Source organism: Rhizobium sp. FY34 (assembly GCF_005222845.1).
Classification (GTDB): Bacteria; Pseudomonadota; Alphaproteobacteria; order Rhizobiales; family Rhizobiaceae; genus Neorhizobium.
This window is the reverse complement of record NZ_STFZ01000034.1, coordinates 346,945-369,062: the sequence shown is the minus strand read 5'-3', so window position 1 is coordinate 369,062 and position 22,118 is coordinate 346,945. Positions and strand designations below refer to the sequence as shown.

Annotated in this window: 23 protein-coding genes; 21 read left to right on the top strand and 2 right to left on the bottom strand. The window is 59.8% G+C overall.

Annotation, left to right across the window (positions count from 1 at the left end; genetic code table 11):
* Nucleotides 1-2 precede the first annotated feature (2 nt).
* From E8M77_RS20760 to folD, 13 genes are all read left to right on the top strand, one after another.
* Nucleotides 3-1,088, top strand: coding sequence for a flagellar hook-associated family protein (locus tag E8M77_RS20760; protein WP_137132512.1), 1,086 nt, complete (start codon nucleotides 3-5; stop codon nucleotides 1,086-1,088).
* A 37-nt stretch (nucleotides 1,089-1,125) separates the two neighbouring features.
* On the top strand, nucleotides 1,126-1,473 hold the full coding sequence (gene flaF / locus E8M77_RS20755) for a flagellar biosynthesis regulator FlaF (protein WP_137132511.1): 348 nt from the start codon (nucleotides 1,126-1,128) through the stop codon (nucleotides 1,471-1,473).
* Nucleotides 1,470-1,919, top strand: a complete 450-nt coding sequence (flbT, locus tag E8M77_RS20750; protein ID WP_137132510.1) for a flagellar biosynthesis repressor FlbT — start codon at nucleotides 1,470-1,472, stop codon at nucleotides 1,917-1,919. The genes flaF and flbT overlap by 4 nt, the downstream gene beginning before the upstream one ends.
* Complete coding sequence (gene flgD / locus E8M77_RS20745) at nucleotides 1,910-2,386, top strand: flagellar hook assembly protein FlgD (RefSeq protein ID WP_137132509.1); 477 nt, start codon at nucleotides 1,910-1,912, stop codon at nucleotides 2,384-2,386. Before flbT ends, flgD begins: the two co-directional genes overlap by 10 nt.
* Nucleotides 2,387-2,476: 90 nt before the next feature.
* On the top strand, nucleotides 2,477-2,743 hold the full coding sequence (gene fliQ / locus E8M77_RS20740) for a flagellar biosynthesis protein FliQ (protein ID WP_137132508.1): 267 nt from the start codon (nucleotides 2,477-2,479) through the stop codon (nucleotides 2,741-2,743).
* 120 nt (nucleotides 2,744-2,863) lie between these two features.
* Nucleotides 2,864-4,951 (top strand): flagellar biosynthesis protein FlhA, encoded by a 2,088-nt coding sequence (gene flhA / locus E8M77_RS20735; protein ID WP_137132507.1) that lies wholly within the window; start codon nucleotides 2,864-2,866, stop codon nucleotides 4,949-4,951.
* Entirely contained in the window at nucleotides 4,948-5,700 is a 753-nt protein-coding gene (gene fliR / locus E8M77_RS20730; protein WP_137132506.1) for a flagellar biosynthetic protein FliR, read from the top strand. Before flhA ends, fliR begins: the two co-directional genes overlap by 4 nt.
* 6 nt (nucleotides 5,701-5,706) lie before the next feature.
* Entirely contained in the window at nucleotides 5,707-6,117 is a 411-nt protein-coding gene (locus E8M77_RS20725; protein WP_137132505.1) for a hypothetical protein, read from the top strand.
* Nucleotides 6,118-6,224: 107 nt separating this feature from the next.
* The gene (locus tag E8M77_RS20720; protein WP_137132504.1) at nucleotides 6,225-6,779 is read left to right on the top strand and encodes a rod-binding protein; all 555 of its coding nucleotides are present in this window, start codon (nucleotides 6,225-6,227) and stop codon (nucleotides 6,777-6,779) included.
* A 23-nt stretch (nucleotides 6,780-6,802) separates the two neighbouring features.
* Nucleotides 6,803-7,168, top strand: coding sequence for a hypothetical protein (locus E8M77_RS20715; protein WP_137132600.1), 366 nt, complete (start codon nucleotides 6,803-6,805; stop codon nucleotides 7,166-7,168).
* On the top strand, nucleotides 7,168-7,707 hold the full coding sequence (locus tag E8M77_RS20710; RefSeq protein ID WP_137132503.1) for a hypothetical protein: 540 nt from the start codon (nucleotides 7,168-7,170) through the stop codon (nucleotides 7,705-7,707). The genes E8M77_RS20715 and E8M77_RS20710 overlap by 1 nt, the downstream gene beginning before the upstream one ends.
* A 262-nt stretch (nucleotides 7,708-7,969) precedes the next feature.
* The gene (locus tag E8M77_RS20705) at nucleotides 7,970-9,715 is read left to right on the top strand and encodes a hypothetical protein (protein WP_137132502.1); all 1,746 of its coding nucleotides are present in this window, start codon (nucleotides 7,970-7,972) and stop codon (nucleotides 9,713-9,715) included.
* 117 nt (nucleotides 9,716-9,832) lie between these two features.
* On the top strand, nucleotides 9,833-10,732 hold the full coding sequence (folD, locus tag E8M77_RS20700; RefSeq protein ID WP_137132501.1) for a bifunctional methylenetetrahydrofolate dehydrogenase/methenyltetrahydrofolate cyclohydrolase FolD: 900 nt from the start codon (nucleotides 9,833-9,835) through the stop codon (nucleotides 10,730-10,732).
* A 21-nt stretch (nucleotides 10,733-10,753) separates the two neighbouring features.
* On the opposite strand, the gene E8M77_RS20695 is transcribed toward folD, so the two are convergent.
* A complete protein-coding gene (locus E8M77_RS20695; RefSeq protein WP_137132500.1) occupies nucleotides 10,754-11,779 on the bottom strand; it encodes a LacI family DNA-binding transcriptional regulator in 1,026 nt (341 codons plus the stop codon).
* A gap of 273 nt (nucleotides 11,780-12,052) precedes the next feature.
* On the opposite strand from E8M77_RS20695, the gene E8M77_RS20690 reads away from it, so the two are divergent.
* From E8M77_RS20690 to E8M77_RS20655, 8 genes are all read left to right on the top strand, one after another.
* Entirely contained in the window at nucleotides 12,053-13,414 is a 1,362-nt protein-coding gene (locus tag E8M77_RS20690; RefSeq protein ID WP_137132499.1) for an ABC transporter substrate-binding protein, read from the top strand.
* Between the two features lie 113 nt (nucleotides 13,415-13,527).
* Nucleotides 13,528-14,541: a sugar ABC transporter permease gene (locus tag E8M77_RS20685; RefSeq protein ID WP_137132498.1), complete on the top strand. Its 1,014-nt coding sequence runs from the start codon at nucleotides 13,528-13,530 to the stop codon at nucleotides 14,539-14,541.
* Between the two features lies 1 nt (nucleotide 14,542).
* Nucleotides 14,543-15,706 (top strand): carbohydrate ABC transporter permease, encoded by a 1,164-nt coding sequence (locus tag E8M77_RS20680; RefSeq protein ID WP_137132497.1) that lies wholly within the window; start codon nucleotides 14,543-14,545, stop codon nucleotides 15,704-15,706.
* Between the two features lie 27 nt (nucleotides 15,707-15,733).
* Entirely contained in the window at nucleotides 15,734-17,389 is a 1,656-nt protein-coding gene (locus E8M77_RS20675) for an alpha-glucosidase family protein (protein ID WP_137132496.1), read from the top strand.
* A gap of 20 nt (nucleotides 17,390-17,409) precedes the next feature.
* Nucleotides 17,410-18,498, top strand: coding sequence for a sn-glycerol-3-phosphate ABC transporter ATP-binding protein UgpC (gene ugpC / locus E8M77_RS20670; protein WP_137132495.1), 1,089 nt, complete (start codon nucleotides 17,410-17,412; stop codon nucleotides 18,496-18,498).
* A gap of 165 nt (nucleotides 18,499-18,663) precedes the next feature.
* Nucleotides 18,664-19,020 (top strand): hypothetical protein, encoded by a 357-nt coding sequence (locus E8M77_RS20665; protein ID WP_170975954.1) that lies wholly within the window; start codon nucleotides 18,664-18,666, stop codon nucleotides 19,018-19,020.
* Between the two features lie 121 nt (nucleotides 19,021-19,141).
* Nucleotides 19,142-19,579 (top strand): RusA family crossover junction endodeoxyribonuclease, encoded by a 438-nt coding sequence (locus E8M77_RS20660; RefSeq protein WP_246659341.1) that lies wholly within the window; start codon nucleotides 19,142-19,144, stop codon nucleotides 19,577-19,579.
* Nucleotides 19,576-20,241 (top strand): hypothetical protein, encoded by a 666-nt coding sequence (locus tag E8M77_RS20655; RefSeq protein ID WP_137132493.1) that lies wholly within the window; start codon nucleotides 19,576-19,578, stop codon nucleotides 20,239-20,241. Before E8M77_RS20660 ends, E8M77_RS20655 begins: the two co-directional genes overlap by 4 nt.
* A gap of 37 nt (nucleotides 20,242-20,278) precedes the next feature.
* On the opposite strand, the gene edd is transcribed toward E8M77_RS20655, so the two are convergent.
* Entirely contained in the window at nucleotides 20,279-22,099 is a 1,821-nt protein-coding gene (gene edd, locus E8M77_RS20650) for a phosphogluconate dehydratase (RefSeq protein ID WP_137132492.1), read from the bottom strand.
* Nucleotides 22,100-22,118 lie beyond the last annotated feature (19 nt).

Below are 22,118 nucleotides of genomic sequence, written 5' to 3'. Positions count from 1 at the left end.
CCATGAAAACGTCATTTAGCTCTACCGTATCGGTACAGTCCGGCCTTCGTGAGACGATGGCCCAAACTCAGAACGCATTGACGAAGGCTAACCAGGAAGTCACGACCGGCGTGCACGCCGATATGGGTGTCGCACTGGGGGCGGATACGGCCCGCAATCTCGACCTGACCCGCGACGTCATGCGAATCGATACCCAGATATCGACGAACTCCATCGCCGAGACTCGGATGGATTCCTCCGAACTGGCACTTGAGACAATGGCGGATGCAGGCCAGGATGTCCTGGATGTTCTGACCGCGCTTTCAGGCAGCGCCTCGACGCTGGACGATGCACAGCTTGCGCTTGAGAGCTCGCTCAACACCTTCACGAGCGTCGCCAATACCTCGGTGAACGGCGAGTATCTTTTCTCGGGCACCAATACCGACGTCAAGCCGGTGGCCGACTATACCGATCCCAATTCCGCCTTCAATGATGCGGTCGAAATGGAACTCAACCAGTTCCTCGCCGACAATGGTATCCCCTCTGTCGATGCCATGACGCCGGCGGATATGGATACCTATCTGACCGGCCTGGAAGCCAAGTTCAATGGAACCGCGCCGCTGACCGACCCGCCTCATACGGGTCTCGCTGGCGAGGACTTCTGGACCACTTATGTGTCGCAAGCCAGCGACACCAATATGACGACGCGTATCACATCGTCGGAAGTGGTCGAGACATCGACGAATGCCAATAGCCAGGGCTTCCGCAGCTACATGTTCGGAACCGTTGTGGCAACGCAGTTCCTGCGGCCAGAGGTTCCGGAAGACCTGCGCGCTGTCGCGACGACGCATGCCACGAATGCGATCGGCAAAGGCATCTCCGGCATCAACAATCAGCGGTCGGAAATCGGTCTTTCGACGGAACGCCTGAAGAACGCCAACGAGTCGCTGGCGGCACAGAAGGACATTCTCGAACTCAACCTGAATGCGCTTCAGGGTGTCGATCCTTACGAGGCCTCCACGCGTGTGACGTCTTTGCAGGCACAGCTCGAAACGGCCTACACGCTGACCTCGCGCATTCAACAACTTAGCCTTGTCAACTTCCTCTGATGACTGGAGGAAATGAGTGAAAATGAAGGATACATGAATGTACCAGTTTTCATATACCGAGATCATGGAGGACGACGTCGCAGATGCCAAAAGCCGGGAACGGCAGGCACTCGACCGGTCCATCGATCTTCTCAAAGCGGCGCGCGACGCCAGCAATGTTCCCCGCGCGACGATTGAAGCACTCTTCTACACCCGACGTGTCTGGATCCGGTTCATCGAGGATCTTCGCCAGCCGGAAAACGAACTCAACACGGAGTTGCGTGCCAATCTGATCTCCATCGCCATCTGGATCTTGAAGGAATGCGAGCGGATCAGACGGCGGCAGTCAGACAATTTCCAGGGCATTATCGACGTGACAACCATCATCAGGGATGGACTTAAATGAAAAGCACACTGCGCATCTCTCTGAAGTCGGGCGAAAGAATCTTCATCAACGGAGCAGTTCTGCGCGTGGATCGCAAGGTCGCGCTCGAGTTTCTCAATGACGTGACCTTCCTGCTTGAAAACCATGTCCTCCAGTTGGAAGACGCCACCACGCCGCTGCGCCAACTCTACTTCATCGCGCAGATGATGCTGATCAACCCGGAAGGCAAGGAACAGTCGCTTGTGATGTTCCGCAAGTCGATCACCATGCTGCTCTCCTGCTTCCAGGACGAGGAAGTTCTGGCCGAACTGAAACGGATCGATGCCATGGTCGTCAGCGGCCGTGCCTTTGACGCCCTGAAGGCGATCCGCGGCCTGTACACCATCGAGGACCGGATCCTGAACAATCAGGAAATGACACCGGCAACCGTTGAACAGATCCGTAGGGAGATTGCACCTTGGCGATAGACTCCGTTTCCAGCGCGACTGCATCGTCGAACCCCTGGGCCAATGCCGGGGCAAGCTCGAGCGACAAGGACGCTGCGACCCTCAATTACGATTCGTTTCTGACGCTGCTCGTTGAGCAGATGAAGAACCAGGATCCGACCGATCCGATGGACGCTTCCGAGCAGGTTTCCCAGCTGGCGACTTTCTCGCAGGTCGAGCAGTCGATCGAAACCAACACGCATCTGAAGAGCATGCTTCAGGCGGAAGCCCTGACGCGCGCTTCTGACCTTGTCGGCAAATATGTCAAGAGCGCCGACGATACCGTGACCGGCAAGGTCAAGGAAGCCGAAGTCTACTCCGATGGCGTTATCGTCCTGACCGAAGAGGGCAAGAAGGTTCTGCTCCAGGCTGGCGTCGTGTTCTCCGACAATCCAATCACTGTCGAGACCAAGACGACCGAGGATAAGTCCTCCACAAGCGATACATAGAAAACAGACAATCGCTCGACCTGACCTGATCGTCCCGCTAAAACGGGACGATCGAATCACCCTGAATCATTCAGGGGAAGGAGTGGCTCCATGAACGAAGCCGACGCATTGGAAATCATGCAGGCCGCGATGAGAACGGTTCTCTTCGCCTCCGGCCCTGCCGTTATCGTCGCAATGGTCGTCGGGGTGGTGATTGCCTTCCTGCAGGCGCTGACCCAGGTTCAGGAAATGACGCTGACCTTCGTCCCGAAGATCGTCGCCATTCTTCTCAGCCTTGGCCTCTCCGCCCCCTTTATCGGCAGTCAGCTGTCGATCTTCGCGGATCTCGTGTTTTCGCGCGTCCAGTCCGGCTTCTGATCGAGGTCGGCGGACCAATGGCTTGCCTGTGCCATCCTCGCGCAAGCTTCGCGGCCTAGGATATCGGTGAACCGGTGTGGCATCCGTCATGCCACCATCTCATGAAGAGACGGACATCCGATGGCACAACCACCTGCACTCTCCATTCCCAAGGTCGCGCCGAGTGGCCGGGACGTAGGCTTTGCGCTTGGCATCATTGCCATTCTTTGCATCCTGTTCCTGCCGATCCCGACATTTCTGATCGATATGGGCCTTGCCTTCTCGATCGCCTCGTCGGTTTTGATCCTGATGGTGTCCTTGTGGATCCAGAAACCGCTGGATTTCTCGTCCTTCCCGACCATCCTGCTGATCTCGACCATGGTGCGCCTGTCGCTGAATATCGCGACGACGCGCGTGATCCTGTCGCATGGCCATGAAGGACACGACGCCGCTGGTGGCGTCATCGCGGGCTTCGCCTCGCTGGTGATGTCCGGCGACTTCATGATCGGTATCATCGTCTTCCTCATCCTGGTGACGGTGAACTTCATCGTCATCACCAAGGGTGCCACACGTATCGCGGAAGTCGGCGCCCGCTTCACCCTCGACGCCATTCCCGGCAAGCAGATGTCGATCGATGCCGATCTGTCCGCCGGCATGATCGACGAGAAGGAGGCACAGCGCCGCCGTCGGGAGCTGGAAGAGGAGAGCATGTTCTTCGGCTCCATGGACGGTGCCTCGAAATTCGTGCGCGGCGATGCGATCGCCGGCCTCATCATCACCGCCATCAATATTTTCGGCGGCATCCTCATCGGCTATTTCCGCCACGGAATGCCGATCGGCGAAGCGGCCGACGTTTTCGTCAAGCTGTCCGTCGGTGACGGTATCGTATCGCAGATCCCGGCTTTGATCGTGTCTTTGGCCGCCGGCCTTCTGGTCACCCGCGGCGGCACGTCCGGTACGGCCGACAAGGCCGTGATCGATCAGCTGGGCGGCTACCCGCGCGCCCTGTCGGTCTCTGCCGGCTTGATGTGCGTGCTGGCGCTGGTGCCGGGCCTGCCTTTCCTGCCCTTCATCGCGCTGGGTGGCCTGATGGCCTTTGGTGCCTGGGTCGTGCCGCGCCGCATCGAGGCGGAAAACAAGGTGCGCCGCGACACGGAAGAAAAGAAGATCATCCAGAACAAGGAAGCCGAGAAGGATTCCGTCAAATCGATGCTCAAGACATCGGAAATCGAGCTGGCGCTGGGCAAGCAGGTTTCCACCAGGCTTCTGGGCGCGCATCAGGAACTGGCCTTCCGCGTTGGCAAGATGCGCAAGAAGTTTGCCACGCAGTATGGTTTCGTGGTGCCCGAGATCAAGGTCTCCGACGATATCGCCATCCCAGAAAAATCCTACCAGATCCGTATTCACGGCACGACGGTGGCATCCAACACGCTGCGCGTCGGCGACGTTCTGGTCGTCACCGGCTCCGGCCGTAAGCCCAGCATTCCGGGCGACGAGATCCGCGAACCCGCCTTCGGCATGCCGGCCGTTTCCATTCTGGAAGCCTTTGTCGATGACTTGAAGCGCGAAGGTTTCCACCCGATCGACAACGTGTCGGTGGTGCTGACCCATCTCTCTGAGGTGATCCGCAACAACCTGCCGCAGCTTCTGTCCTACAAGGACGTGAAGATCCTCATCGATCGCATGGACCCGGAATACAAGAAGCTCGCCGACGAGATCTGCTCCTCGCATATGTCCTATTCGGGCCTACAGGCGGTGCTCAAGCTGCTCTTGGCCGAACGCGTCTCCATCCGCAACCTGCATCTCATCCTGGAAGCGGTGGCCGAGCTTGCGCCGCATGTGCGCAAGACGGAACAGATCGTCGAGCACGTGCGCGTGCGCATGTCGCAGCAGCTGTGCGGCGATCTGGCCGACAATGGCGTGCTGCGCGTGCTCAGGCTTGGCAGCAAATGGGACCTTCTCTTCCACCAGGCACTGAAGCGCGACCAGAAGGGCGAAGTGCTGGAATTTGATATCGATCCGCGCAATCTGGAAGAGTTCAGCGAACAGGCCAGCAAGGTTATCCGTGAATTCATGGACCGCGGTCTGCCATTCGTGCTTGTCACATCGCCTGAAACGCGCTCCTATGTCCGCATGATTGTCGAGCGGCTGTTCCCGACCCTTCCGGTCCTGTCGCATGTGGAACTGGCCAAGGGCCTCGATATCAAGATACTGGGCTCGATTTCATGATCACTGATCCGCAGGGTACTGTGCTGGCGCTATTCCTGACATTCTGTCGGATGGGCGGCTGCTTCATGACCCTGCCTGGATTTTCAAGCGCGCGGCTGCCGGCCAATATCCGGCTGTTCGTGGCGCTTGCGATCTCTCTGGCCGTGTTGCCGATCCTGTGGGACACGGTCTATCCCAAGGTGTCTGCACCGCCGGCCACCTATGTCGGGTTGATCGCCTCGGAAACCCTGATCGGCGTGATGTATGGCATGATCGCCCGCATCTATGTTCTCGGCCTTCAGTTTGCCGGCGCCATCCTCACGATGTCTATTGGCTTTTCGGCGCCGCCAGGTCACGATGTTATTGAGGATATTTCGGAAACCTCCGTTACATCCTTCATATCCTTTTGCGGCCTGATGCTGCTTTTCCTCATGGATTTTCACCATATGGTGCTGCACGGTCTGCTCGATTCCTACACGGCAACGCCGGTCGGGGCGGTGCTGGAACCGCAGAAACTGCTGATCACGCTCACCGATACGTTGCGTGCCTCCACCTATATCATGCTGCGGCTGGCCAGCCCCTTTCTGATCTACGGCCTGCTGTTCAACGTGGCCATCGGCCTCATCAACAAGCTGGCGCCGCAGGTGCCGGTCTACTTCATCTCGACGCCATTCCTCGTCAGCGGTGGCGTCATAATGCTCTATCTGGCGATCGCCGCCATGATGCGGCAATTCGCCGACGGCTTTGCGCCGGTCTTCAACTCGTTCTGAGGAACCATGGCAAGCGGCAACGAACCACGCTCGAAGAAACTGAAACGGCTCGTTGCAGTCCAGCGCCATCTGGAACAGATGGCCGAGGGCGAACTTGTGGCTGCCACCCGCCAGCGCAATGAACTGGGCGAATCAATGGATCTCGTCATTCAGGCGATCGGCTCCATGACGCCCCTGCATATGCAGTTTTCCCGCAATTACTCGGAACGGTTCGGCCGTCTGATGATCAAGGACAAGCAATTGTCCGGCGTCCAGCAGGTGCTGGAAGCGCGCGTGATGCGTGAGCGCACCAAGGGCGACCGCCTGGAAGACCAGATGAAGGATGCGCGTTCGCTGGAAGATCGCGAAAAGGATGACAGTGACATCCTCGATCTTCTCGATGTGACGCTGATGCCCGGCGGCGGCAAGTCCTACTAAGAGCCATTGGTGCATGGCCATCCCTTTTTGGCCGATTGGCGACGACGCCAGCCTGCAGCAAGCTTCACAGCTCATAGTCTCGCCACTTCAGACGAAAGGAAGCTCAAGTGGCGATCTCTCCTCCCAGTGATCTCGTGCTCGACGTTTTGCGCGCTGCCGACCCCAGCGAGGTCCAGGCGGCGCAGGCGAAGTTGAAGGCGACGCGATCTGCCTTTGCCGCCAATAGTCTGGCGGCCGCAGGCAACGGTTTTTCATCCGCTGTCGATATTCTCGAAGGTGCTGAAAGCAAGGCTGGCTTGCATCGGGCCAACAAGACCGGAAAATCCGTCGAAATGCCGGAAGAGTTCCGCAAGTTCGAAGCCTCGATCCTGCAGAACTTCGTCAATTCTATGATGCCGAAGGATAGCGAAGAGGTCTATGGCAAGGGTTCGGCCGGCGAGTTCTGGCAAAGCATGATGTCTGAGCAGATTGCCGATCAGATGTCCAAGAACGGCGGCATCGGCATTGCAGAGCAGGTCTTCTCGCAGCAGATGAAGCGTGTCCGCGGCGCTGAGCCGGATGCGACGACCAATGAAGACAGCCAGAGCAAGGCTGTCAGCATGATCAATGATTTCGAACGAAAAGTGTTTGACCTCGCTCCCACCGAACGCGGTGAGGCATAAAAATGAAGAATGGGGCCGAAAATATGGAAGTGGTTTCGAATGATTATCGCATCAAGACGGTGCTTGGCCGGCTTGAACTGATCATTGACAACGAGAACGAGCGGATCGGCAAGGATGCCCAATTTGATCTCAAGGTCTCGAACGCGCATAAGAGCCGCTGCCTGTATGAATTGACCATGCTGTTTCGCACGACCAGTCCGCAGGAACTGGCCGTCAAGCATATCGAGCAGATGCATGCCTTGAAGGCAAAGCTTGCCACCAATGCCCGTCGGGTCGAGGCTCATCTTCACGCCGTGCGCACTGTCGCCGACCTGTTGAAGAACGCCGTTCGTGACGCCGATGGTGACGGCACCTATACGCAAGAACAGTTTCTCTACAGCGAGTCCTGATGGTCAAGCTCATCCTCACCGGTCTGTGGGTCTGCGTCGTGACGCTGGGCGCAGTCTATTTCTCCGTCCAGATGTCTGCCCCGCCACCACCGGTGGACGAGGCGGCCCTTCTGAAGGCGCGTTCGGAACTGGTGAAGGGCGAATCCATCAATGTGCCGATGCTGAACGATGGCGCGGTGCAGGGCTATTTCATCACCCGCATCTCGTTCCTGATGGACAAGGAAAAGGTCAAGACGGTGAAACTTCCGGTGACGGAAATGATGACCGACGAATTGTTCACGCTGCTCGTCGGCAACCGTATGGTCGATCTCAGCCAGACCGCCAAGTTCGATCTGGCTGCTTTCCGCGCCAGCATCAAGGAGAACCTGAACAAGCGGTTCGGTGACGAATATGTGCTCGATGTTCTGGTCGAGCAGCTGGATTACCTGTCCAAGGATGATATCCGGGCCAATGGCGAGCGCAGTGCCGGCAAGCAGGTCGCGCCGGTCAAGATCGTCGAAGGTGTGAAGGCCGAGGCGCCGGCAAGCACCGGTCACTGATCCTTCTCAATACCCCGGAAGGACAGCCCGGCACCGCATTTCGCGTTGCCGGGTTTTTTGATGTTCTGCGGCAGGCCCGGAAGGGTCTGCGACGCTGTCCCTGCGCCTTTGTTAACGCTTTATTTGCCAAACAAATTTAACCTGTCTTAACAAAGAAAGGCGCGCCGAGGGTGCTGCCGCAAGAACGGTTGAGCTGATGCTGGATCAGGGCGCTATCGGAAACTCCTGCACTGTGAGTGGATCAGCGGATGGGCTGCATCCGATGCCAGCGTCTCGCGCAGTGCGGCGGGCCATCGTGCTGATGGCTTCTGTCGTCATCGGTGCCGTAGCGCCATTCTTGATGCCTGTTGATCTGTCGCGCCAATATCAGGTGGAGGCGCGCCTGGAAATCCTGTCGCGCGCCGTAGATCCGGCCGCTGTCAATGCCCTTTTGCAACGCGCCAATGCCGGGTTGCAGGCGCCGGCGGTGCTGGATGCGCTGGCGGCCCAGATGCAGCGGATCGGCGCTCCAGGCTTTGCCGGAAACCGGCCGACAACGCTCGGCTTCCTATCCGATATCGTGACGCGGCGGGAAATGACCGTCGGCGCGCAGGAAGTGGCAGCGCGCAACAGGTTGTCGCATATGTTGGCGATCACCCATCCGCAGGGCAGCAATCTTCTGGTGGTCCGGGCAACGGCCGGCGATGCCGATGCCGCCGCCATTCTGGCCAATCTGGCCGCCGGCCTCGTGGCGCGCGCCGTTCAGGACACCGCTGTCGCCGGCGAAAGCATTGCGGTTGAAACGGCCCGCAAGGCGCTCGACCAGGCGCAGGCAACCTTCGACCAGCAGGATGTGGCGCCCTCTGAACTGGAAAAAATGAGTGCCCTGCAGGATGCCCGTTCCCAGCTTGAGGCTGAAGAGGCGCGGCTTGCCGCATCCATGGCCGCCAATGCAGAGCGTGTCGAGGCACTGGCTGGGTTGACACTGGCCGATGTGCTGGCAAAGCCTCTCCCGGCCGCGCTGGACGGTTCCGGTCTCGACAGCCTGCGACAGCGGCATCTGGATGCCGCGTTGCAGGTCGATCGCCTGTCGGCGGATCTTGGGCCGCTGCATCCACGACTGGTCGTCGCCAAGGGCGCGCTGGAAGAGGCCCGCAGCGCCATTGGTGCGGCCTTGCAGCGCCTGTCGTCCGCCTACAAACAAAGGGCGCAGGATCTGGATGCGCAACTGGCGCCTCTCAAGGCCCGTCGGCAGAGCCTGGAGAGCTCGCCGGTTTCGCAGGCCGCGCTTCAACGGGAAAAGCTGCAAGCCGAATTGGCCAGCGCCCGCAAGGCCTATCTGGACGCCATGCGGGCCAGCGATGCGATGCCCGCCGTCAAACCTGCCGAATTGCGTCCTGAAGGGGGAGCCGATCCGCAGCTTGCCGTGGCGAGCGGCCTGCCCATGTGGCTCTATGCGCTGATGGGCGGCTTGACCGGCCTGTGCCTGACGGGCGCCCTGATGCCTTCTGGCCGAGCGCGCGAAGACGAGTTCGAAGAGACGGCCCTGCCGGTAGCAGCTGCAAAACTGCCGGTTGCGCCGGCTGTTGCGGCGGCGTCTGCTGTGGTTCAGATGCCTCGCAAACTGCCGGTGCAGCCGCCTATGCCATCCCTGGAGGACTATTACCGCGAAGAGAAGAGCTTTGCCGATGCGGTGGCCGAAGAGCTTTCCGACAGAGCGCCGGTCCACGAGACCTGGCCCGAGGCGGACAATGACGACGAGACGCATCGCCTGCTGCAGGTGCTGATGGCACACAGCCAGCCAGACGCGGCAAATGTGCCCTTGCCGCATCTTCTGGCCGCCATCATGTCACGCGAGGCGCAACGCAGCGAAGACCTCGAACGGCTGCAACAGGAGCAGGAAGCCGAGGCGGATGCACAGATCCAATCCCTGCGCCGCGAGATTGCCGCATTGCGCCAGCAGGTCGTGAACTATCGTCAGCCCAACTGGCCGGAGCGGGAAGAACGCCGCACTGCCTCACGTCGCTAAAGGACGGCGCCAAGAGGCTTGCAATCGCGCTTTCGACAGCATAGGCCGTGATGGAACAAGGCGGGCCTGCCCATGTATACTTGGCAGGCAGCGCCGGCATGGCGCAAGGAGCATCGCGTGGCAGTGATTATCGATGGAAAGCAGTCGGCTGCAGCAGTCACCGACATGGTCGCCAAGGCGGCGGCAAGGCTTGAGCAAGAGGCCGGCCTGAAGCCCGGTCTTGCCGTCGTCATCGTCGGCAACGATCCTGCCAGCCATTCCTATGTCAATGCCAAGAGCCGCATGGCCAAGCAGTGCGGCTTTACCTCCGTGCAGCATACCCTGCCGGAACAAACCACCCAGGCCGAGCTTCAGGCGCTGGTCGAGACGCTGAATACTGATCCCGCCGTTCACGGTATCCTCGTGCAACTGCCCCTGCCGGCGCATCTGCAATCGGAACCGGTCATCCAGTCCATTCGCCCTGAAAAGGATGTCGATGGCCTGCATGTCGTCAATTCCGGCAAGCTGGCGAGCGGTGATCTGACGAGCGGCCTCATCTCCTGTACCCCGGCCGGCGCGATGATCCTGGTGCGCAACCAGCATGGCGCCGATCTCTCGGGCCTGAATGCTGTCGTTATCGGCCGTTCCAACCTGTTCGGCAAGCCGATGGGCCTGTTACTGCTGGCCGCCAATGCTACCGTTACCATGGCGCATTCGCGCACCAAGGATGTGGCTGAGGTCTGCCGTCGCGCCGATATCCTGGTGGCGGCTGTCGGCCGTCCGTGCATGGTCAAGGCCGATTGGGTAAAGCCCGGTGCGACCGTCATCGATGTCGGTATCAACCGTATCGATGCGCCAGAAAAGGGCGAGGGCAAGTCGCGGCTTGTCGGTGATGTCGCCTTTGACGAATGCGCTGAGGTGGCCGCTGCCATAACGCCGGTTCCGGGCGGCGTCGGGCCGATGACCATTGCCATGCTGATGGCCAATACCGTCACCGCCGCCTATCGCTCGGTCGGGCGTCCGGTCCCGACTTTCTGATTATACCGTTCAAACCCAGTCTCAATCCGGTGAGCGGCCTGTAGAGGCCCGCACGATGAGATCGGCCGTCCAGAGCTCGCCCGGCAAAGGCGGCTCGTCGGGCTGCGCCACTGCGCTGATCAGGCGCTGGGCAATGCGCCGGCCCGCCTCGCGCAGCGATGAGCGGGTGGTGGTGAGCGGCACGATGAAATGCTCTGGCTTCAGCAGCATCAGGTCGTCGTCATGGGCAATCAGTGAAATATCGCGGCCGAGCACCAGGCCCGCCTGGCTGATCGCCCGAACGGCGCCGAGCGCCAGCACCGTGCTGGCGCAGAGAACCGCTGTCGGACGTTCCGGTGCCGCCAGTATCCGCGCCATTTGCTTGTAGCCATTGGCATCGGTCATCAGTGTATTGCTGATGGCATGAGGTACAAGCGTCAGGCCTGCCGCACCCAGCGCCTTTTCCACGCCCATCTGCCGGCGGCAGGCGAAATCCAGCTCCGCCGGGCCGTTGACCAGCGCAAAGCGCCTATGGCCAAGCGCCAGCAGCAATTCTGTTGCCTCGCGAAAGGCCCGCTCATTGTCCACGTCGACAAAGGGATAATCTTCCACAAGGCCGATCGAGCGACCATGCACCATGAAGGGGATCGGCATTGATTGTGCCATGGCGATGCGTGGATCACGCTCGCGCATATAGGCAAGGTAATAGGCATCGACACTGCCGCTCGAGACAAGGCCGCGGATGGCCTGCTCTTCTTCGTCCAGCTTTGCCGGCATGATGACGAAGTGAAATTCATGTTGCAGGCATTCGTCGGCAAGGCCGCGTTGGAATTCGGCAAAGTGAATGTCGGCCGCCTGTTCGGAGGCAATCGGCATGACTAGCCCGATGGAGCCCGCCTTGCCGGTCGCCAGACGACGGGCTGCCCGGTTCGGCCGATAGCCGGTTTCCTGCGCCGCTTTCAGCACACGCCGGCGGGTTTCCTCGTTGACTTCCGGATAGCCGTTCAGCGCGCGGCTGATCGTCGTCTGCGACAGGCCGAGCAGTTCAGACAATTGCTTGAGATTCACGATCTGCCTCTTCCCGCTTTTCCGGCTGCCATCGGGCATGGTGCCATCCAAAGCGCTTCGGCACCTTATCAGCGAGGCGATCTTACGAAAACGCAAAAATAGATCCGGCAGCGTTCTGTCCTCTTTGCCCTGCCACCCTGCCGGGCAGCGTGCATGTTAAGATTGCTCTTGACTCACAGGCCGGGGGCGTGGCTTCTTTGGTTCCAAAGCGCTTTGAAAGCGTTTGATCGATCGAGGCAGGAAGATCGACAATTTTTGACGGGAGGTCTGATCATGAAACACTTACTACTCGCTGGCGTGGCGGCTCTATGCCTTGTTGCAACATCCGGTTTCGCCGCGGATCTGAAATTCGCGCCAGGCGCGGATGCTAAGTTTAACTGGAAAAGCTACGAGGATTTCAAGGCCGCACATGGCGACCTGAAGGGTCAGACGCTCTCGGTTTTCGGACCCTGGCGCGGCGATGACGAAATTCTCTTCAAGAGCGTTCTGGCCTATTTCAACGCCGCCACCGGCGCCAATGCGCAATATTCGTCCTCGGAAAACTACGAGCAGCAGATCGTCATCGATACGCAGGCCGGTTCGCCGCCGAACATCGCCATTCTGCCGCAGCCCGGTCTTTTGAAGGATCTGGCGGCCAAGGGCCTGCTGGTGCCGCTGAAGGAAGATACGGGCGCCTGGGTGAAGGCCAATTACGGCGCCGGCCAGTCCTGGGTTGATCTGGGCACCTATAAGGGCAAGGACGGCAAGGACGCCTTCTTCGCCTTCCCCTACAAGGCCGACCTGAAGTCGTTGGTCTGGTATGTGCCGGAAAACTTCGAGGAAGCCGGCTATAAAGTGCCCAAGACGATGGAGGACCTGTTCAAGCTGTCCGACCAAATCGTCAAGGATGGTGGCACGCCCTGGTGCATCGGTCTCGGTTCCGGCGGCGCGACCGGCTGGCCGGCGACTGACTGGGTGGAAGACCTGATGCTGCGCATGAACACCGGCGAGACCTATGACCAGTGGGTGTCGAACGCGCTGAAGTTCAACGATCCGAAAGTGGTCGCGGTGCTTGAGGAATTCGGCAAATTTGCCAAGAACGAGAAATATGTCTCGGGCGGTGTGGCAGCCGTGGCCTCGACCGATTTCCGCGACAGCCCGAAGGGCATGTTCGGCATTCCGCCGAAATGCTATCTGCACCACCAGGCATCCTTCATCCCGACCTTCTTCCCGGAAGGCACCAAGCTCGGCACGGATGCTGACTTCTTCTACATGCCGACCTATGCCTCCAAGCCTGAGCTTGGCACGCCGGTTCTGGGTGCCGGCACGCTGGTCGCCATCACCAAGGAATCGCCCGCCGCCAAGGCCTTCATCGATTTCCTGAAGACGCCGATCGCCCATGAAGTGTGGATGGCGCAGTCCGGTTTCCTCACCCCTTACAAGGGCGTCAATATCGCGACCTATGGCAATGACGCGCTGAAGAAGCAGGGCGAGATCCTGACGACGGCCACCACCTTCCGCTTCGATGCCTCCGACCTGATGCCCGGCAAGATCGGCGCCGGCGCCTTCTGGACCGGCATGGTCGATTTTGTTGGCGGCAAGTCCGGCCAGCAGGTCGGCACGGAAATCCAGAAAGCCTGGGATGGTCTGAAATAAGGCTCCATCGGATGCGTCGCCCGGCAGCGGGCGGCGCATGACTGCCAGGAACAAGATACCGGCCATGAGAGCCGGGGCAAAGCCGGTCCGGGTGGGGGCCGCGAGGAGGGCACATGGCATCGCAGATCCTGTCGGCCGTCGGCGTGATGATCGTCGGCGTATTCGTCTGCGCACTTTATTACTGGCTCTCGGACAAGATCCTCAATCTGGCGCTGCCGGTGCGCGATGGCGACGTGATGCAGGCATCACGCAATCTCAACCGCCGCGCCACGATCCGCCCCTGGCTGTTTCTCGGCCCGGCCGTGGTGCTTCTGGCCGTCTATCTGGTCTATCCGGTGGTTGCCACATTCATCCTCTCCTTCCATGACCGGACTGGCGAGAATTATGTCGGTCTTGCCAATTATCGCTGGGCCTTCTTCGATGCGGGCTTTCGCCAGTCGATCTTCAACAATATCCTATGGCTGGCGGTGGTGCCGGCCGCCTGCACCTTCCTTGGCCTTGTCATCGCCGTTCTGACCGACCGCATCTGGTGGGGCAATATCGCCAAAAGCATCGTCTTCATGCCGATGGCGATCTCGTTTGTCGGCGCCTCGGTGATCTGGAAGTTCATCTATGAATATCGCGGCGCCGGCGAAACACAGATCGGGCTGCTGAATGCCGTCGTGACCTTCCTTGGCGGCGATCCGGAAGTGTGGATCGCCATGCCCTTCTGGAACAATTTCTTCCTGATGGTCATCCTCATCTGGATCCAGACCGGCTTTGCCATGGTCATTCTGTCGGCAGCGCTGCGCGGCATCCCGGAAGAAACCATCGAGGCCGCCGTCATCGATGGTGCCAATGGCTGGCAGATCTTCTGGAAGATCATGGTGCCGCAGATCTGGGGCACGATCGCGGTCGTGTGGACCACCATCACCATTCTCGTGCTGAAGGTCTTCGATATCGTGCTGACCATGACCAATGGCCAATGGGAAACCATGGTTCTGGCCAACCTGATGTTCGACTGGATGTTCCGCGGCGGCGGCGATAGCGGCCGAAGCGCGGTCATTGCGCTGATCATCATGGCAGCCGTCACGCCGATCATGGTCTGGAACATCCGCCAGGCCAACCGCGAACAGGGAGGACACTGAGATGACGAACCTTTCTGTGCGTATCCGCCGCCTTGGCCTGCCGCGCCTCATCGTGCATCTTTCGGTGATCTTCATCGCCATCCTCTGGCTGATCCCGACGCTTGGCATTCTCGTGACCTCTGTGCGCGACAAGGGCCAGATCACCACATCCGGCTGGTGGACCGCCTTCAGCAGTTCGACGCAGACCAGCGCCGGCCGGCTGGGCGATCCGGCAAGCGCCCGCCAAGAGGGCACGAACTACGTCATCACCGGCTCGGTCTTCGAGGCGGGGCAGGGCGGCAGCGTCACGGGCTTTGGCGTGCGGGTTCAGGAACCGGCAGCCTTTCCGGCCAATCAGCCGGCCGATCTGGGTGACGGTGAAACGCTGACGATCAACACAGACGGTTCCTACGTCTATACCAGGACCGGCCCCTTCGAAGGCTCGCGCGGCAAGCGCGTCTATCTGAGCGTGTCATCGCCGCCCGCCTTCACCATGGACAATTACCGCACCGTGGTGAATGCCGAGGGGCTTGGCCAGTCCTTCATCAATTCGCTGACGGTGACCATTCCGGCCACCATCATCCCCATCCTGATTGCCGCCTTTGCGGCCTATGCGCTGTCCTGGATGCATTTTCCCGGCCGGGCGCTCATCATCGCACTGGTGGTCGGGCTCATTGTCGTACCCTTGCAGATGTCGCTCATTCCGCTGCTGCGGCTTTACAACGAGGTTGGTTCCTTCTTCGGTACCTCATCGAAAACCTATGCCGGTATCTGGCTTGCGCATACCGCCTTCGGCATGCCGCTCGCCATCTATCTCTTGCGCAACTATATCGCCGGATTGCCGAAGGAAATCATCGAAAGTGCGCGCGTCGATGGCGCCTCCGATTTCGAGATCTTCGTCAAGATCGTGCTGCCGCTCTCCTTCCCGGCGCTTGCCTCGTTTGCCATATTCCAGTTCCTCTGGGTGTGGAACGACCTGTTGATCGCCATCGTGTTTCTAGGGACGGGCCGCGACCAGCTGGTGCTGACGGGCAGTCTCAACGCGCTGCTCGGCTCGCGCGGCGGCAATTGGGAAATTCTCACGGCTTCGGCCTTCATCACCATCATCGTGCCGTTGATGGTGTTCTTCGCGCTTCAACGTTATCTCGTGCGCGGCCTCCTGGCGGGTTCCGTCAAGGGCGGCTGAGCATTCTTCTCTCAAGGTCTTACACGCATGATTGCTGCATCCACGACGACTGAAATGCCCGATGCCGACTGGTGGCGCGGGGCAGTCATCTACCAGATCTATCCGCGCTCCTATCAGGATTCGAACGGCGATGGCGTCGGCGATCTGAAGGGCATCACTGCGCGCCTGCCGCATATTGCTGGCCTGGGCGCCGATGCGATCTGGATCTCGCCTTTCTTCCCGTCGCCGATGAAGGATTTCGGCTATGACGTGTCGAATTACACCGATGTCGATCCGATGTTCGGCTCGCTGTCGGATTTCGATGCGCTGATTGCCGAAGCCCATCGGTTGCAAATCAAGGTGATGATCGATCTGGTCATCTCGCACAGTTCCGACCAGCATGCCTGGTTTGTCGAAAGCCGCTCGAGCCGCGTCAACCCCAAGGCCGACTGGTATGTCTGGTCCGACGCGAAGCCGGATGGCACGCCGCCCAACAACTGGCTGTCGATCTTTGGCGGGTCAGCCTGGGCCTGGGATCCGACGCGCATGCAATATTACATGCACAACTTCCTCACCTCGCAGCCGGATATGAACCTGCACAATCCGGAGGTGCAGGATGCGCTTTTGGATGTGGTGCGCTTCTGGCTGAAGCGCGGCGTCGATGGTTTCCGCCTCGACACGATCAACTTCTATTTCCATGACCGGGAATTGCGCGACAACCCGGCGCTTGCCCCGGAACGGCGCAATGCCTCCACGGCACCGGCGGTCAATCCCTATAATTTCCAGGAGCATATCTACGACAAGAACCGCCCGGAAAACATTGCCTTCCTCAAGCGCTTCCGCGCCGTTCTGAACGAGTTTCCGGCCATTGCCGCCGTCGGCGAAGTGGGCGATAGCCAGCGCGGGCTGGAAATCGTCGGCGAATACACGTCCGGCGATGACAAGATGCAGATGTGCTACGCGTTCGAGTTCCTGGCGCCGGATGTGCTGACGCCGGAGCGGGTTGCCGAAGTGCAAAGGGGTTTTGCGCAGGCAGCTCCCGAAGGCTGGGCCTGCTGGGCCTTTTCCAACCATGACGTGGTGCGTCATGTTTCGCGCTGGGGCGCCGACGTGCTGGACCGCGATGCCTATGCCAAGCTGCTTTCGGCCATTTTGCTGACGCAGCGCGGCTCGATCTGCATCTATCAGGGCGAGGAACTGGGTCTCACCGAAGCCGATATCGGCTTTGCCGATCTGCAGGATCCCTATGGCATCCAGTTCTGGCCGGAATTCAAGGGCCGCGATGGCTGCCGCACGCCGATGGTCTGGGATGATCATGCCACGCAGGCCGGTTTCTCGCATGCGGAAAAATCCTGGCTGCCGATCCCGGTTGAACACCAGCTGCGCGCCGTCAATGTGCAACAGGGCGTCGAGACATCGGTGATGGAGCACTATCGCCGCTTCCTCGCCTTCCGCCGCCAGCACCCGGCTTTTGCCAAGGGCGAGATCGACTTCCTGCCCGTCGAAGGCGCCGTGCTGGGGTATGAGCGCCGGTTTGGCAACGAGACGATCCTGTGCCTGTTCAACATGAGCGGCGAAGCGGTGACGGCCAGCCTGCCGGAGGGAGACTGGCAGGTGCTGGACGGCCACGGCTTTGACAGCGCAGTGGATGCACAGACCATAAACCTGCCGGCCTGGGGTGCGTTTTTCGCGCGCCACGCCTGATAAACGAAGGGGAGAGAAACATGGCCGGACTGGTTCTGAAGGATGTTCGCAAGGCCTATGGCCAGGTGAAAGTGCTGCACGGCATTGACCTTGATATTCGCCAGGGCGAATTCATCGTCTTCGTCGGGCCGTCCGGCTGTGGCAAATCCACACTGTTGCGCATGATTGCCGGGCTGGAGGAAATCACCAGTGGCGATATGCTGATCGATGGTCAGAAGGTCAACGAAGTGCCGCCATCCAAGCGCGGTATTGCCATGGTCTTCCAGTCCTATGCGCTCTACCCGCATATGACGGTCTATGACAACATGGCCTTTGGCATGCGCATTGCCAAGGAAAGCAGGCAGGAGATCGACCGGCGCGTGCGCGCGGCCGCCGATATCCTGCAGCTGACGCAATATCTGGAGCGCCTGCCCAAGGCTCTTTCCGGCGGCCAGCGTCAGCGTGTGGCGATCGGCCGGGCCATCTGCCGCGATCCGAAAGTCTTCCTCTTTGACGAGCCTTTGTCCAATCTTGATGCGGCCCTGCGTGTCGCGACCCGTATCGAGATCGCCAAGCTCAACGAGAGCATGCCCGATACCACGATGATCTATGTGACCCATGATCAGGTGGAGGCGATGACACTGGCAGACCGTATCGTGGTTCTGTCGGCCGGCCGTATTGAGCAGGTCGGCCCGCCGCTCGAACTTTATGAGCGGCCGAAGAACCTGTTTGTCGCAAAATTCATCGGCTCGCCGGCCATGAACATCATTCCGGCAACCATCAAGGAAACCGGCGAGAAGACCGGCATCGAGCTTCGTGGCGGCACTATCGTCTCTGTTCCGGTGGCAACCCAAGCGTCGGAAAGCGGCAAGGCGGCAAGCTTCGGCATCCGTCCGGAGGACCTGACGGTGACGACGAGCGATGACTATCTGTTCGAGGGCAAGGTGGAGATTGTCGAAGCGCTTGGTGAGGTCACGCTGCTCTATATCGAGGGCCTGACAGACGAGGAGCCGATCGTTGCCAAGATGCCCGGCATCTTCAAGGTGGAGAAGGGGGCAATGCTGCGCTTTGCCGCCGATCCGGCAAAGATGCATCTTTTTGATGCAGACGGTCAAACCTACCGGGTCTGATCACCGAAAGCCCCGCAAGTTTTGGATTTCAAAGGGTCTATCAGGGCCCCCTTCCATACGCTCTGTTAAGCTTCGGCCTCTAGTATCACCGCATATTCGATGTGGCATATTGAGGCTCTAATGTCAGGCGTTCCAAAGCATTATCTGAAGCGCGAAGAATCTTTCATGTATGACCGGGAAAGCCGGTTCAAGATGGAAGATACGATGAATGCCGGGCGCATCGAATATACGGAAAAGCATGTGATGCACATGGCGGCGCGCCGTTGTGATGTTGTGCGTATTTCCATGAGCGGCGCCATGCTTGCGCTTTTGACCCAGACCAACCTTCCCACCGAGTTCGTGCTCGATATTCCAGATGCCCGCATCATGAAGATCGGCTGCGTTCTGATGCGCCAGAACGCCAATAATACGGTCGATGTGCGCTTCCTGCGCCTGTTGACGCAGAAGGAACTCGACCGCGTGTTCATCTTCTCCACCCACCCGGCCCACAAGGATAAGAAGTTGGACGTGCGCAGCTGGTGAGGGGGAAGGCACCCTTTTCAAGCTGATAGTCAAAACCGCATGTTCCGCATGCCATTGAGTAAAGATCACGCCTCGGGCGCAACCCGCTTTTCTTCCTGATCGATTTCAATACAATCATGGAGTGAACAATCGCTGCGCGGTGATCGCTCTGGAACCAGATCTACCTTTTGAATTCATCGTGCCGGGCACTCCCTTGAGCCTGCAGGCATCGACTGATTCCAAGGAGGCATGGAAACGCCTCGTGGCGGGCTTTGCACGTGCGGCCCTGCCAGCCGGCTCATGGCTGTTGACCGATCCGCTTGCCGTGACGATCTACATCTTTCCCGATGGTCAGTTGTCGGGGGATGTCGACAATCGCGTGAAGCCCATTCTGGATGCCATGAACCGCTGCGTTTACGATGATGACAGGTTGATAGAACGCGTTGTTGTGCAAAAGTTTGAGCCGGGCAAAGTGTTCAGCTTTGGTAGTCCAAGCGCAATCCTGGCCGACGCTTTAGAGGCGGCAAAGCCGGTGACCTATGTTAGGATAACGTCAGATCTTCACGAGGAACTGTCATGATGCTGGATCATTCAGCAGCCGAGCGTGCGGCGCTTGATAAAATGGAGCCGATCTGGAGCGCGCAGGGCTATCGCGTGGTGCGGGAGCCAGGCCTTGAGGACATCCCGGATTTCCTGGGTAAGTATCGACCTGATGCTCTGGCAGTCGGAAAGCAGCCGGGGCTTGTGGTGGAGGTCATCAACCCGCTGAATCCATCGAACAACACGAAGATCAAGCAATTGCAGTCCCTGTTTGCGGGCCGGCCGGATTGGACGCTTGAGGTGTTGTACCTCGCCTCGGATCAGACATCGATCACCCCGACACCCAATTCTGAAATTCGACAAACGCTTGATACGGTAGGGCAACTGGCTGAAATTGATCCACGCGCCGGGCTCATGCTTGCATGGGCAAGCCTCGAAGCGATCGGTAGAGCCCTGGATCCCGGGTCGGCAGGCAAGACGATCTCTGCGCGTGCCCTGATCGATCTCCTCGTCTCTCAGGGCTATATCAAACAGCATGATGGCGGAAGCCTGCGGAAATTTGCCGATATGCGCAATAAGCTGACGCATGGGCAATTGGAACTGATGCCGACGCTGGATGATGTCCGTGAACTCGTGACGTTGGCAAAGTCCATTCCGCTGCCGGATAAAAGCTTCCAAGCCGTGGCGGGATTGGCGAGGTGAAATGCAAGGGCGGATTTTTGCCCGCCCTTGCTCATTCTCATCCGAAAAACACGCTGGCGCCGGCATCGGCCGGGCCGACATGGCGGCGGAAGGGGGCAAACAGTTCGCGGCCCATGCCGAACTCATTGTCCTCCAGGTTGACCTCGGCCAGCGGGCGGGCGGCGAATTCGGCCGCATCCACCAGCACTTCCAGCGTGCCGTTGACCGCATCGAGACGGATCATGTCGCCGTTCTGGATCTTGGCGATCGCGCCACCGTCGCAGGCTTCCGGCGTCACGTGGATGGCAGCAGGCACCTTGCCGGAGGCGCCGGACATGCGCCCGTCGGTGACGAGCGCCACCTTCAAACCGCGATCCTGTAGCACGCCGAGCGGCGGGGTGAGGCGGTGCAGTTCCGGCATGCCGTTCGCCTTTGGGCCCTGGAAGCGCACCACGGCGACGAAATCCCTGTTCAACTCGCCGCGCTTGAAGGCTTCCTGCAGCTCCTGCTGGTCGTTGAAGACAATTGCTGGCGCTTCGACCACATGTCGCTCGGGCTTGACGGCGGAAATCTTGATGACCGCCTTGCCGAGATTGCCATGCAGCATTTTCAGCCCGCCATTGGTCTGGAAGGGCTTGTCGCTGGTGGCGAGCACCTTGGCATCGCCGCTCACCTCCGGGCTCGGCTGGCGCATCACGGCGCCGTTGTCATCGAGCTTGGCTTCCACCGTATAGGCTTCCAGCCCATGGCCGAATACGGTGCGCACATCGTCATGCACAAGGCCGGTCTTCAAAAGCTGCTTGATGAGGAAGCCCATGCCACCGGCGGCGTGGAAGTGGTTCACATCGGCGAGGCCATTCGGATAGACGCGGGCCAGAAGCGGCACGACATCGGACAGTTCGGAAATATCCTGCCAGGTCAGGTGAATGCCGGCGGCCCGCGCCATGGCGACGAGATGCAGCGTGTGGTTTGTCGAACCACCGGTCGCATGCAGGCCAACCACGCCATTGACGATGGAGCGCTCGTCGATCATCTCGCCGGCTGGTGTGAATTCATTGCCGAGTGCGGTAATCGCCAATGCGCGCTTCACGGCTTCCTTGGTCAGCGCTTCGCGCAGCGGCGTGCCGGGATTGACGAAAGAGGCGCCGGGCATGTGAAAGCCCATGATTTCCATCAGCATCTGGTTGGAATTGGCCGTGCCGTAGAAGGTGCAGGTGCCGGGGCCGTGATAGGATTTGGATTCGGCTTCCAGCAGTTCGGCGCGGCCAACCTTGCCTTCAGCGTAAAGCTGGCGGATGCGCGACTTCTCGTCATTCGGCAGGCCCGACGTCATGGGGCCGGCCGGAATGAAGATTGCCGGCAGATGGCCGAATGTCAGCGCCGAGATGACGAGGCCGGGCACGATCTTGTCGCAAATGCCGAGATAGACGGCCGCATCGAACATATTGTGCGACAGGCCGATGCCGGCTGCCATGGCAATCGCATCGCGCGAGAAGAGCGACAGTTCCATGCCCGGCTGGCCTTGCGTCACGCCATCGCACATGGCCGGAACGCCGCCGGCCACCTGTGCCACGCCACCGGCCGCACGCGCTGCATCGCGGATGATTTGCGGAAAGATCTCATAGGGCTGGTGGGCCGAAAGCATGTCGTTATAGGCGGTGATAATGCCGAGATTGGGCACGACATCACCGGCAAGCGCGTCCTTCTCGGCGGGGGAACAGACGGCAAAGCCATGGGCAAGATTGCCGCAGGAGAGCGTGGAGCGGTGCACGCCCTTGGAGATCGCCTTCTGCACGCGGCCAAGATAGGCCTCGCGGTGCGGCTTTGAACGCTCGACGATGCGGGCGGTGATCGCTTCGATGCTCGAATGGGCTGCCATTGTCCAATCCTCCATAAGC